The organism is Streptococcus macacae NCTC 11558 (assembly GCF_000187995.2).
Taxonomy (GTDB): domain Bacteria; phylum Bacillota; class Bacilli; order Lactobacillales; family Streptococcaceae; genus Streptococcus; species Streptococcus macacae.
The window spans coordinates 1,673,024-1,685,606 of the sequence record NZ_AEUW02000001.1 but is presented as its reverse complement, the minus strand read 5'-3'; the positions used below and the strand labels follow the sequence as shown (position 1 = coordinate 1,685,606).

Genomic DNA, 12,583 nt, shown 5'->3' with positions numbered 1-12,583 from the left:
CGATTAAAAGTCAGAAAAAGAATATTCTTTCAAGTATAGCGTTATTTAGCGAACTATCTTTAGTGCCGAAGCCGCGTAAACTGAAAAGAGTCTGCTTGTTCCTTTGAAAAATTAGCTCATTTTGCAACAATTATTCCGGCTGCTTTTGGCGTAAATTGATAAAAATACGGCGTCAACTATCATTCAAAACAGACTTAAGAAGAACTATAATCTAACTTGTCAAAAAAATAATGACTGAGGATTTCACTTGAGTGTGTGCAGTTTTCAGTTACTAGAAATGAGGAATTCAATATGATATTAACAGCACAAGAAGCTTTTAATCAACTGAAACCAGAAGCTTGGACACAGGTTTCTATTGCAGAGCGTTTAGAAATTTTGGAAGCCATTAAGGCCAACATGCGCCTCTATGGCGAAGAGCTTGGACAAAAAGAGATGAAGATGAAAAATAATCTGGTCGGAGCTAATCTTTATACGCAAACAGACGGAATGCTGCAAACTCTTGTAGCAGTGGCCAACGTCATCAATGCGAGCAGCTTTATCTACCAAACTTTGGCAGAAACAGGAAAAATGCCGGAACCTGCAGCAATCCGTGATTTAGGAGATGGAACTTATGAGATCGAAGTCTTTCCTATCACACCAACAGACAAATACGCAGCAGCCAGCCAGCATGGTTACTTGCGTGTAGATGGTAAACCCAAACAAGTCAGTCCACTGGACAAACCGGCTGGCGTGATTGCAGTTTCTGGTGCTGGAAACTACAGTTCATCTATTGAAACGATTAAGGCTATTTTCTTTGACAATAAAACAGTCATCCACAAAGCCCATCGCTTAAATGAAGAAACAGACAAGGTTTGGGAGAAAATCTTTGCACCGCTGGTAGAGCGCCAAGCTCTCTCTTTTGCAGGCGTAGAATACAGCCGCGATTTAATTCAGCTAGAAGGTCTTGATGCCATCTACTTCACTGGTTCAACTGCTGTTGCCAAAAATATTATGGCTTCAACCGATACGCCTCTCATCTCAGAATGCGGCGGCAACAACCCAGCAATTATTGTTCCTGGTGACCGTAAATGGACAGCAGAAGAAATCAAAAATCAAGCTGAACTGATCGTATCTATTTCCAAAGGAAATGGCGGAGCAGCCTGCGGTCGTCCACAGACCTTTATCACGTCAAAACAGTGGGAACAGCGTGAGGAATTTTTAGAGGCTATTCGTGCAGCAGCTGCTAATACCTTTGCTGTTGGCACTTACTATCCAAAGAGCGCAGAGGTGCGTGAAGCTTTCCTGAACAACCATCCACAAGCAGAAATCATCACAGCAGAAGACGACCAATATCCACATTCAGATTTCATCTTCATTCCAGATATGGATAAAGACGCTTATGGGGTAAAGCATGAGGCCTTCTGTCAGATTATGGGTGAAGTAGCTTTGGATGTCCCTGCAACTGCAGAAGCTTTCTTGCCAGCAGCGACAGCTTTTGCCAACGAAGAATTACTGGGTACTCTTGGATGCATGATCTTAATAGATGATGAAACTAAGGCCAATCACGAAGTAAGCTTTCAAGCAGCTTTGAGTGAGCTCAACTACGGAGGGATCACTGTCAATACGACCCCTCCAATGGTTTGGTTTAATGCTTACTTGACATGGGGCGGATGTAAAGAAAGCCAAGATACATTCGTTTCAGGCTTTGGTAACTTCGGCAATGCACTTAACTTTGAAAATGTCGAAAAATCAATCTTAGTCGATCAATTTGCCGCAACAGGTTTCTTGTATAATGACCGTCAAGCAACTGATGCTATGAATCAGCAGATTGTCAACTTCTCAATTGGAAATATGGGATAAAGATAGGATCAACAGTTCAACAGCAGTGCTCTTAGAAATGAGGGGAAAGATAAAACTATCTAATGAGCGATCCCTGCTGCTGTAAACTGATAAGTTTGGACACTTAGCTATCAAGTATAAGGAGATAAGAAAAGAGACGGTGGTTTTTTACAATTCCTGCCGTTTCTTTTTTAATCAAAATCTTTTAAGTGTCATAAACTGCTATCACTCTGTCGTAAAATATTATGGTCTTATTCATAATATTCCGTTATAATAGACTTATCAATCAAATATAGAGGTATAGAAAATGTCAAACAAAAAAGTTATTTTAGTCACAGGTGCATCATCTGGCATGGGAAAACTATCGGCCCAAGATCTTATCAAAGCCGGACATATCGTTTACTGTGTAGCTCGCAGCGTAGATAAGATGAAAGATTTAGAGCAAATAGGCGGCCATGTCATGAAGATGGATGTGACCAATGAAGCAGATATTGAGGCAGTGGTTGCTAAGGTCATCAAGGAGCAGGGTCGCATCGATGTTCTCTGGAACAATGCCGGCTACGGGCTCTATGGACCAGTGGAAGATCTGTCTATGGAAAAAGTGCAGCAGCAGTTTGAAGTCAATGTCTACGGCGTAGCACGCCTGACCAAGGCTGTTCTTCCTTATATGCGGGAAAAACGTGAGGGCTTGATCCTCAATACTTCCTCAATGGGCGGAAAAATCTACACCCCACTTGGGGCTTGGTACCATGCGACTAAACATGCTATTGAAGGTTTCAGTGACTGTTTGCGAATTGAGCTTAAAGAATTTAACATCAAGGTTGTTGTCCTTGAGCCAGGTATGATCAATACAGGCTTTACTCAAGGGGTGCGTGATAACTTTTCTTTTGAATCACAAAATGGACCCTACAAGACAGTGGTCAATGCTTATATCAAAGCCATGGAAAACCCACCGATGAAAGGTTCTGATCCAAAGGTTATTTCAAACACCGTTTTGAAAATTATCAATGCCCGCCGTCCCAAGACCCGCTACTTGGTCGGCCAAGGTTCTCACTTCTTGGTAGGCCTTCGCCGTCTCTTTGGCGATCGTGTTTACGACGCCCTTATGTTACGCCAAATGCGCTAATTTAAATAGAATAGGTAAAGATAGCCATTTGGCCATTTTTTCCAAATCATTGGTAAAAGCAATTGATACAAAACCCTATCTCCCTCAAAAATAAAGGAGAATCTTATGAAATTAAGTATGAGCCCTCAATATCTTCAGTTTTTAAGCAGTATTGGTGTCGATTTTCAAACAGTCCTCGAAAAAGCTCAATTACCTGATAGCAGCTGGAAGGAAGAGATGAAGCTGTCAACTCTAAATTATTATCATTTATTACAGGCTTTTGATACTGTTTTGACAGATGAGCAGATCCTGGCCATGAGTCAGCTCCAAAATATCCAGATGTTTATGCCGCCTTTCTTTGCAGCTTTATCGTCTCAAAATGGCTTACTAGCTATAGAGCATTTTGCTAAGTATAAGAAAATCATCGGTCCTGTCATTGTAGAGATGACTGAGTTTGATGATTTAGTGCGCGTGAGCTTTCGCTACGATCACGCAGGATTAGACCTCCCTCGCTTTGCTGTGCTTAATGAACAGCACCTGCTCCTGGACATGATTCGTACAGGGACTGGGCAGGATATTAAGCCAGTCAGGCTAGGCACTCCTTACCAGTATGGTCCAGAAGTGCAGGCTGCCTTTGCTTGCCATATTGAGCTCATGGAAGGCAATGAACTAATCTTTACCAAAGCAGATTTGGACTTGCCCTTCCTCACGGCTAACAATATCATGCTGGACTACCTAGAGCCCCAGCTTAAGGAACGTCTGGCAGAAAATATAACTGGCGATAGCTTCACTGGTATCGTCCAGCAAAAGCTCTATCAAGCCATTCCAAGTGGGGAATTTTCCATTGAAGACATCGCTCAGATGCTGGGGATCAGCAGCCGGACCCTGCAGCGCAACCTCAGCAGTGAGGGCACCAAGTTTAACCAAGAGCTGCAAAATGTCCAGAAAATCCTAGCTCTTCATTATCTCAAAAAACCTGATCTCTCTACAGACGAAGTGGCTTATCTGATCGGCTATGCCGAGGTTTCCTCTTTTTCCCGAGCTTTTAAGAAATGGACAGGCCAGACTATCAGCCAGTATCGTCAAAAACTTTCAAAGAGATAAGAATAACTGCGTTTATTCTGACTGAAAATTCTTGTATAGTTATAGCTATAAAAACCAGCCTCTCCTCTATCGGCGGGACTGGTTTTTATATTTTTCGATTATTCTTATAGTCCTGAAACAAAATAATTGACATAGTGCAACTTAAAATTTAAACTAGGCTTATAAAATAAATTGCCTAGACATATTAAGGAGAAAACGAATGAAGACAGTATTTTATCCAAATGCGACTGGTCTGAAAATCGCTGCCAACCTTTTCCTGCCGGAAAACTTTAATGAAAACAAGGTTTAACCAGCCATTATCGTGGGACATCCTGCAGGTGGAGTCAAAGAACAAACAGCAGGCCTCCACGCAGAACGTTTGGCTAAGTATGGTTATGTCACCATTGCTTTTGATGCCAGCTACCAAGGCGAGAGCGACGGCGAACCTCATCATATGGAAGATCCAGACAGTCGGGTGGAAGACTTCCGGACGACAGTTGATTATCTGACCACTCTGCCTTATGTAGACAATGATCGTATTGGCGTCCTTGGGATTTGTGCCAGCGGTGGCTACTCCTTTAAGGCAGCTGCTACGGACAAACGGATCAAAGCTCTGGCAACCATTAGCGGAGCAGATATCGGCTTGATCTTCCGTCGTGGCTGGACAGGGGATCAGTCCTTAGCTGATACAGCATTCCCCCTCTTAGAGACCATTGCCCAAGTTCGGACAGCAGAAGCAAATGGAGCAGAAATCACCTACAGCACTTGGGTAGCAAATGAACTTCGTGATGATATGACCGAGGAAGCCAAGCAAGGTCACCTTTACTACCGTACACCGCGTGCAGGCCACCCACGATCAACCAACCAAGTACCTCTGGTCAACTTTGACCGAATCCTTGGTTTCTCAGCCTTTAACCTGACCGACCTGATCACACAGCCTGTGCTCTTTATCGCTGGCAGCAAAGCCCTTACCCTCTGGGAAAGCCAAGAAACCTTTGACGCTTTGAACCGTGACGATAAGGAACTCTTCCTCGTGGAAGGAGCTAATCACTTTGACATGTATGACTTAGAGCCCTATGTGACCCAAAGTGTTGAGAAAATGGCTGAATTCTTCGGAAAACATCTCTAAAAAGAAAAGCTGTTTTCTTTCTGCAAATCAATTAATAAACAAAACATTGTACAACGAATCACCTATGTAAACAAAAGGAGGAATATCTCATGCCGCAACAAACAAAAATCCGCATTCCGCGTAATATTATCGATCTTTCAGCTCATATCTACACACCAGACAACTTTGATGCAGAAGCAGCTTATCCTGCTTTGATCGTTGTCCATCCTGGCGGTGGTGTTAAAGAACAAACGGCTGGCCTCTATGCACAAAAATTGGCCAACTTTGGCTTTATCACCGTCGCCTACGATGCCAGTTACCAAGGAGAAAGCGGCGGCGTGCCCCACTTCCTTGAAAGTCCATCAGACCGTGTAGAGGACATTTCTTGGGTTTTGGATTACCTGGAGCGTCATGATAATGTTGACAGCAGCCGCATTGGTCTCATGGGAATCTGCGCAGGAGGAGGCTATGCCTTGAATGCTGTTCAGATTGACCGCCGCGTCAAAGCCGTTGCAACCGTATCAGGTATCGATATCGGCTGGCTCTTTCGTGATGCTTTTGGCCAAGATCCATTCCCAACAGTCATCGCGACCTTAGACCAAGTCGCAGAAGGGCGCCGTGCTGAAGCAAAAGGTGCAGATTTCCTGACAGCCAGCTATGTGCCAAACTCCCCAGAAGAGTTCACAGATGCAACGCCTGAGTATGCTAAGGAAGCCTATGAATACTACAATACCCCGCGTGCTCACTACCCAACAGCAGCCAACACTATCTTACTTCGCAGCTTCCCACGTGTTCTTTCTTATGATGCTTTTGAATTTGTTGATAAATTGTTAACGCAACCGCTTTTAATGATCATTGGCAGCCAAGCAGACACAGCATACCAATCAGAGTCAGTCATCAAGCGTGCCGCCTCTAAAGACAAAGAGCTCTTTACCATTGACGGAGCGACTCACGTATCCCTTTATGACAAAGGAGAACATGTTAATCCTGCTGTTGATAAGCTGGCAGCCTTTTTTAGTGAAAAATTAAACTGATAGTCAAAAAATCAAAGAACAAACAAGGAAACTAGCTGCAGTTTGTACTGAGTTACGGTAAGGCGGCACTAGCGAAATTTGAAGAGATTTTCACAGACTATAAAGCTTCGCCGCCTAGAGCAGCATACCTTATGTTAAAATTGAAAAGGAGAATTCTCATGAAAATTGCCATTATTGGAGCCAACAGTCAGATTGGTCTAGAAGCTATTGATCTTGCTTTAACCACTACTGATGCTGAACTCAATCTTTTCTTGCGCAATGCAAGTAAGTTGACCGATCTGAACCTACCAGCTGACCGTGTGACGGTCTTTGAAGGCAGTGCGGATCAAAAAGAAAACCTAATCCCAGCTATCAAAGGTGCGGACTATGTCTTTGCCAGCTTAGCTGGTGATATGGCAGCACACGCCAAGGCCATCATTGCAGCCATGGATCAAGTGGGCGTGAAGCGTATAAGCTTTGTGACAACCTTAGGCATCTTTGATGAAGTTCCAGGCACCTTTGGTAAATGGAATACAGCCAACATTGGCCCTTACATCCCGCCATACCGTGAGGCATCTGACCTCATTGAAGCATCTGACCTGGACTACACCATTTTGCGTCCAGCCTGGCTGACCAATAAAAAGGAAGTAGACTATGAAATCACTCTTCGTGATGAACCTTTCAAGGGAACAGAAATTTCCCGCCGCAGTGTCGCAGCAGTTGCCCTAGAGATTGCTAAAAATCCATCCCTTTACAGCCATGAGAACATAGGAATTGATAAACCAGGCAGTGATGGGGACAAACCAGCCTTTATGTAAACCAAAATAAATTAAAGAGCTAGACGAGAAGGTTGGGGACAAGCCCAATGCTATCAAGTTAAGAGATCTGATCATTCATTTAAATGATCAGATCTCTTTTTCTATATTAAACTAAGTTTTCTAGAAGCATTCCTATCCTTGTGCATTGACAGGCAGCCTTCAATCCATTCCTTCTAGTACATATGATTTTGTTCATCAGTCCTAGTAGAAATTTTACACACAACAAGATATTATTATCAAAAATGAGGCTCAGACTAGAAGACTAAAAAATTCCTCATTATCAGCACTTACTATTTCACTGAAAAACTAAAAACTCTCTACACCAACAAGCAGGCAGAGAAAGTTCTTTTTAGATCCTTAAATACAGTAGGCCTCATTCATTTTCACGCCAAAAAAGAAGACAGAAGGCTCGCAAGAAATTTTTACTGATAGTTGTCCTCAAAAAATTTCATGGCAAAAGAATAGACGAAATAACGATAAACTTGCTATTTTGAGGTGTCTGTTTTACAATAATAATATTGAAAAACAGGAGAAAGAAGGCGAAATTATGGGATTTTACCGAGCACGAACAAAGGAGCAAATCTCACAACGGCGGGAATTAATCTTAAAAGTAGCCCAAAACTTGTACCAAACCCAGGGTCATATGGCTGTCACTTTTACCAATATTTCTAAAGAAACCAGTTTTACCCGTCAGGCTATTTATAAATACTACCAAACCCGTGAAGAGGTTATGCTGGACTTACTTCAGCATTACTATCTCAAGTTTGTACGCCAAATAGAAGACCAATTAGCCAAACAGCAAAATATGACCAAAGAAAGCTTTGCACGTATCCTGACTGACGCCAGTCTTCAATACCCGCAAATGCTGAGCCTCTTTTCCATCCTCTATACTATCATCGAAGAAAAAGTTGCATTTGAACGCCTAGTAAATTTCAAAGCACTTATTTTTTCCTCCTTTAAGCTCTTTCATTCCGGCCTGAAAAAGATCAATCCTGCTCTTTCAGAGGAGGAAATGACACTTTTTGATTATTACTTGATAAGCTTGCTCTCCTCCCTTTATCCGATAACCCATCCGACAGCCAAACAAGCAGAAGCCATGGCAAGCATTAGTACAGACTTTAAAACAGTTACCCTTGATAAGCTTTGCTATACAGGGATCTTACATTTTCTGGGATAGATAAGCTAAAAAGCAGTTCAAAGCACAGCCTATTGCTTCCCTAAATATCTATTTTAATTGACCCTGCAATACCTGCAGTGAAAGTATTCACTTCGGAGATTATAGGGCTTTTTTTAGCAAGTGTTCTTTAAAAATAAACTAGAAATTTTTAGCAATTCCACACTTAATTTTTGAAAAGAAAAAAACAAGGTCTAAAAACCTTGTCAAATCAATACTACCGGCGGCCGGGGTCGAACCGGCACGTCCTTGCGGACACTGGATTTTGAGTCCAGCGCGTCTGCCAATTCCGCCACGCCGGCAAGCAATATAATATATTAACAACTGGGGTAGCTGGATTCGAACCAACGAATGAGGGAGTCAAAGTCCCTTGCCTTACCGCTTGGCTATACCCCAATAATAAAGGCGAGTGATGGGGATCGAACCCACGCATGCCAGAGCCACAATCTGGTGTGTTAACCACTTCACCACACTCGCCATTATAGTAATTATAACACGGGCAGTAGGAATTGAACCCACACTGAAGGTTTTGGAGACCTTAGTTCTACCTTTAAACTATGCCCGTAAAATATGGAAGGGGAGGGATTCGAACCCCCGAACCCGAAGGAGCGGATTTACAGTCCGCCGCGTTTAGCCTCTTCGCTACCCTTCCAAAGATTATTTTATATGGCGCGAGACGGAATCGAACCGCCGACACATGGAGCTTCAATCCATTGCTCTACCAACTGAGCTACCGAGCCCTCTTGCTATTGCGGGAGCAGGATTTGAACCTACGACCTTCGGGTTATGAGCCCGACGAGCTACCTAACTGCTCCATCCCGCGTTCTTCCTAAAGGAGGATGTGGGATTCGAACCCACGCACGCTTTGACACGCCTGACGGTTTTCAAGACCGTTCCCTTCAGCCGGACTTGGGTAATCCTCCAAAAATCAAATAGTCCGTACGGGATTCGAACCCGTGTTACCGCCGTGAAAAGGCGGTGTCTTAACCCCTTGACCAACGGACCATTATTTTATGGGCACGAGTGGACTTGAACCACCGACCTCACGCTTATCAGGCGTGCGCTCTAACCAGCTGAGCTACGCGCCCAAGCCAATGCTTGGTTTACATTTTATTAAAAGCGGGTGACGAGAATCGAACTCGCGACAACAGCTTGGAAGGCTGTAGTTTTACCACTAAACTACACCCGCAGTTTATGGGAGTTAACGGGATCGAACCGCTGACCCTCTGCTTGTAAGGCAGATGCTCTCCCAGCTGAGCTAAACTCCCTCTGGCTAAGCAACGCCCCTATCTCACAGGAGGCAGCCTCCCACTACTTCAGGCGCGCTAGGGCTTAACGGCTGTGTTCGGCATGGAAACAGGTGTATCCCCTAGGCTATCGTCACTTAACCTCTTCTTGAATGATCGCTCACTCACCATTGAACAGCTAAACCCTCTCCCTCAGCGCCTTGCGGTTAAGGCCTCGAGCGATTAGTATTGGTCCGCTTCACCTGTCACCAGGCTTACACTCCCAACCTATCTACCTGATCTTCTCTCAGGGCTCTTACTAACCTATCGTTAGGGGAAATCTCATCTTGAGGGGGGCTTCACACTTAGATGCTTTCAGCGTTTATCCCTTCCCTACATAGCTACCCAGCTCTGCCTCTGGCGAGACAACTGGTACACCAGCGGTAAGTCCACTCTGGTCCTCTCGTACTAGGAGCAGATCCTCTCAAATTTCCTACGCCCGCGACGGATAGGGACCGAACTGTCTCACGACGTTCTGAACCCAGCTCGCGTGCCGCTTTAATGGGCGAACAGCCCAACCCTTGGGACCGACTACAGCCCCAGGATGCGACGAGCCGACATCGAGGTGCCAAACCTCCCCGTCGATGTGAACTCTTGGGGGAGATAAGCCTGTTATCCCCAGGGTAGCTTTTATCCGTTGAGCGATGGCCCTTCCATACGGTACCACCGGATCACTAAGCCCGACTTTCGTCCCTGCTCGACCTGTCCGTCTCGCAGTCAAGCTCCCTTTTACCTTTACACTCTGCGACTGATTTCCAACCAGTCTGAGGGAACCTTTGGGCGCCTCCGTTACCTTTTAGGAGGCGACCGCCCCAGTCAAACTGCCCGTCAGACACTGTCTCCGTTGAGGTTCACTCAACCGGGTTAGAGTAGCCATCACACAAGGGTAGTATCCCAACAGCGCCTCCAAGTAAACTAGCGTCCACTCTTCCTTGGCTCCTACCTATCCTGTACATGTGTGACAGATACCCAATATCAAACTGCAGTAAAGCTCCATGGGGTCTTTCCGTCCTGTCGCGGGTAACCTGCATCTTCACAGGTACTAAAATTTCACCGAGTCTCTCGTTGAGACAGTGCCCAAATCATTACGCCTTTCGTGCGGGTCGGAACTTACCCGACAAGGAATTTCGCTACCTTAGGACCGTTATAGTTACGGCCGCCGTTTACTGGGGCTTCAATTCACACCTTCGACCTTAATCTAAGCGCTCCTCTTAACCTTCCAGCACCGGGCAGGCGTCACCCCCTATACTTCATCTTACGATTTCGCAGAGAGCTGTGTTTTTGATAAACAGTTGCTTGGGCCTCTTCACTGCGGCTCAGTTGCCTGAGCACCCCTTCTCCCTAAGTTACGGGGTCATTTTGCCGAGTTCCTTAACGAGAGTTCGCTCGCTCACCTGAGGCTACTCGCCTCGACTACCTGTGTCGGTTTGCGGTACGGGTAGAGTCTCTCTTCGATAGAAGCTTTTCTTGGCAGCCTGACATCGCTAACTTCGCTACTTAACTTCGCTCCCCTTCACAGCTCAATGTCTTAGCTAGAAGCATTTGACTCCTAACTCACCTCACTGCTTGGACAGACTCTTCCAATCGTCTGCTTTAGCTAGCCTTCTGCGTCCCTCCTTCTCTCCTGACTCTAGTACAGGAATATCAACCTGTTGGCCATCGGATACACCTTTCGGTCTCTCCTTAGGTCCCGACTAACCCAGGGCGGACGAACCTTCCCCTGGAAACCTTAGTCTTACGGTGGATGGGATTCTCACCCATCTTTCGCTACTCATACCGGCATTCTCACTTCTATGCGCTCCAGTCCTCCTTACGGTAAACCTTCTCTGCCCATAGAACGCTCTCCTACCATCCCTTACGGAATCCACAGCTTCGGTAAATTGTTTCAGCCCCGGTACATTTTCGGCGCAGGGTCACTCGACTAGTGAGCTATTACGCACTCTTTGAATGAATAGCTGCTTCTAAGCTAACATCCTAGTTGTCTGTGCAACCCCACATCCTTTTCCACTTAACAATTATTTGGGGACCTTAGCTGGTGGTCTGGGCTGTTTCCCTTTCGACTACGGATCTTAGCACTCGCAGTCTGACTGCCGACTATAACCGCTTGGCATTCGGAGTTTATCTGAGTTTGGTAATCCGGGATGGACCCCTCACCCAAACAGTGCTCTACCTCCAAGGGTCTCTGGTCGACGCTAGCCCTAAAGCTATTTCGGAGAGAACCAGCTATCTCCAAGTTCGTTTGGAATTTCTCCGCTACCCACAAGTCATCCAAACACTTTTCAACGTGTCCTGGTGCGGGCCTCCAGTAAGTCTTACCTTACCTTCACCCTGCTCATGGGTAGATCACCTGGTTTCGGGTCTATAACAAGATACTCTCGCCCTTTTCAGACTCGGTTTCCCTGCGGCTCCGTCTCTTCAACTTAACCTCGCATCTTATCATAACTCGCCGGTTCATTCTACAAAAGGCACGCTCTCACCCATTAACGGGCTCGAACTTCTTGTAGGCACACGGTTTCAGGTTCTCTTTCACTCCCCTCCCGGGGTGCTTTTCACCTTTCCCTCACGGTACTGGTTCACTATCGGTCACTAGGGAGTATTTAGGGTTGGGAGATGGGCCTCCCAGTTTCCGACGGGATTTCGCGTGTCCCGCCGTACTCAGGATACTGCTCGTTTATAAGGCTATGTCGAATACGAGGCTCTTACTCTCTCTGGCTGACTTTCCCAAGTCATTCTTCTATACCCTTATGCACTCCTGCAGTCCTACAACCCCAGAGTGTAAACACTCTGGTTTGCCCTCCTGCCCTTTCGCTCGCCGCTACTCAGGCAATCGCTTTTGCTTTCTCTTCCTGCAGCTACTGAGATGTTTCAGTTCACTGCGTCTTCCCCCGCAACTCCTTAACAGAGTTGGGTAACAGGCATTAACCTGTTGGGTTCCCCCATTCGGATATCTTTGGATCTCCGCTTACTTACAGCTCCCCAAAGCATTTCGTCGTTCGTCACGTCCTTCATCGGCTCCTAGTGCCTAGGCATCCACCGTGCGCCCTTTCTACCTTAACCTCTTCTTGGTTCTTGGCTTTTTCGCTTCGGTTTCTTTTTTGTTATCTCTCTTTCTATAGAGTAATCTATAGAAAGAGGGGTTTAGCTATTCAATTGTCAATGAACCATCTTATGATATTAA

Annotated in this window: 7 protein-coding genes, 12 tRNA genes and 2 rRNA genes; 7 read left to right on the top strand and 14 right to left on the bottom strand. The window is 45.5% G+C overall.

Annotated features, from left to right (window positions below):
* Positions 1-291: 291 nt before the first annotated feature.
* From STRMA_RS08145 to STRMA_RS08115, 7 genes are all read left to right on the top strand, one after another.
* Entirely contained in the window at positions 292-1,839 is a 1,548-nt protein-coding gene (locus STRMA_RS08145) for an aldehyde dehydrogenase family protein (protein ID WP_003080613.1), read from the top strand.
* Positions 1,840-2,125: 286 nt separating this feature from the next.
* Positions 2,126-2,944, top strand: coding sequence for an oxidoreductase (locus STRMA_RS08140; RefSeq protein ID WP_003082428.1), 819 nt, complete (start codon positions 2,126-2,128; stop codon positions 2,942-2,944).
* 105 nt (positions 2,945-3,049) lie between these two features.
* Positions 3,050-4,027 carry a helix-turn-helix domain-containing protein gene (locus tag STRMA_RS08135; RefSeq protein WP_003081183.1) on the top strand — a complete coding sequence of 326 codons (978 nt, stop codon included), beginning with the start codon at positions 3,050-3,052 and terminating at the stop codon, positions 4,025-4,027.
* Positions 4,028-4,328: 301 nt separating this feature from the next.
* Complete coding sequence (locus STRMA_RS08130) at positions 4,329-5,135, top strand: alpha/beta hydrolase (RefSeq protein ID WP_003078741.1); 807 nt, start codon at positions 4,329-4,331, stop codon at positions 5,133-5,135.
* A gap of 89 nt (positions 5,136-5,224) precedes the next feature.
* On the top strand, positions 5,225-6,148 hold the full coding sequence (locus STRMA_RS08125; RefSeq protein ID WP_003080652.1) for an alpha/beta hydrolase: 924 nt from the start codon (positions 5,225-5,227) through the stop codon (positions 6,146-6,148).
* A gap of 158 nt (positions 6,149-6,306) precedes the next feature.
* Entirely contained in the window at positions 6,307-6,945 is a 639-nt protein-coding gene (locus tag STRMA_RS08120) for an NAD(P)H-binding protein (protein WP_234943961.1), read from the top strand.
* Between the two features lie 547 nt (positions 6,946-7,492).
* Positions 7,493-8,122, top strand: coding sequence for a TetR family transcriptional regulator (locus STRMA_RS08115; RefSeq protein WP_003081059.1), 630 nt, complete (start codon positions 7,493-7,495; stop codon positions 8,120-8,122).
* 215 nt (positions 8,123-8,337) lie between these two features.
* Here STRMA_RS08115 and STRMA_RS08110 read toward each other — a convergent pair.
* The 14 genes from STRMA_RS08110 to STRMA_RS08045 form a co-directional block, all read right to left on the bottom strand.
* Positions 8,338-8,421: transfer RNA gene (locus tag STRMA_RS08110), tRNA-Leu, on the bottom strand.
* A 22-nt stretch (positions 8,422-8,443) separates the two neighbouring features.
* A tRNA-Gln gene (locus STRMA_RS08105) sits at positions 8,444-8,515 on the bottom strand.
* Positions 8,516-8,523: 8 nt separating this feature from the next.
* Positions 8,524-8,596 (bottom strand) — tRNA-His (locus STRMA_RS08100).
* A 17-nt stretch (positions 8,597-8,613) separates the two neighbouring features.
* Positions 8,614-8,684, bottom strand: a tRNA-Trp gene (locus STRMA_RS08095).
* 6 nt (positions 8,685-8,690) lie between these two features.
* A tRNA-Tyr gene (locus STRMA_RS08090) sits at positions 8,691-8,771 on the bottom strand.
* A 15-nt stretch (positions 8,772-8,786) separates the two neighbouring features.
* Positions 8,787-8,859: transfer RNA gene (locus STRMA_RS08085), tRNA-Phe, on the bottom strand.
* Between the two features lie 9 nt (positions 8,860-8,868).
* Positions 8,869-8,942 (bottom strand) — tRNA-Met (locus STRMA_RS08080).
* A 10-nt stretch (positions 8,943-8,952) separates the two neighbouring features.
* Positions 8,953-9,042, bottom strand: a tRNA-Ser gene (locus STRMA_RS08075).
* A gap of 10 nt (positions 9,043-9,052) precedes the next feature.
* Positions 9,053-9,124, bottom strand: a tRNA-Glu gene (locus STRMA_RS08070).
* Positions 9,125-9,133: 9 nt separating this feature from the next.
* Positions 9,134-9,207, bottom strand: a tRNA-Ile gene (locus tag STRMA_RS08065).
* Positions 9,208-9,237: 30 nt separating this feature from the next.
* A tRNA-Gly gene (locus STRMA_RS08060) sits at positions 9,238-9,308 on the bottom strand.
* A gap of 6 nt (positions 9,309-9,314) precedes the next feature.
* Positions 9,315-9,387 (bottom strand) — tRNA-Val (locus STRMA_RS08055).
* 4 nt (positions 9,388-9,391) lie between these two features.
* Positions 9,392-9,507: ribosomal RNA gene (rrf, locus tag STRMA_RS08050) — 5S ribosomal RNA — on the bottom strand.
* Between the two features lie 61 nt (positions 9,508-9,568).
* Positions 9,569-12,462, bottom strand: a 23S ribosomal RNA gene (locus STRMA_RS08045).
* Positions 12,463-12,583 lie beyond the last annotated feature (121 nt).

Coding starts and splice junctions, on each gene's coding strand:
- STRMA_RS08135 (WP_003081183.1), top strand. CDS start 3,050: ATGAAATTAAGTATGAGCCCTCAATATCTTCAGTTTTTAAGCAGTATT.
- STRMA_RS08140 (WP_003082428.1), top strand. CDS start 2,126: ATGTCAAACAAAAAAGTTATTTTAGTCACAGGTGCATCATCTGGCATG.
- STRMA_RS08115 (WP_003081059.1), top strand. CDS start 7,493: ATGGGATTTTACCGAGCACGAACAAAGGAGCAAATCTCACAACGGCGG.
- STRMA_RS08120 (WP_234943961.1), top strand. CDS start 6,307: ATGAAAATTGCCATTATTGGAGCCAACAGTCAGATTGGTCTAGAAGCT.
- STRMA_RS08125 (WP_003080652.1), top strand. CDS start 5,225: ATGCCGCAACAAACAAAAATCCGCATTCCGCGTAATATTATCGATCTT.
- STRMA_RS08145 (WP_003080613.1), top strand. CDS start 292: ATGATATTAACAGCACAAGAAGCTTTTAATCAACTGAAACCAGAAGCT.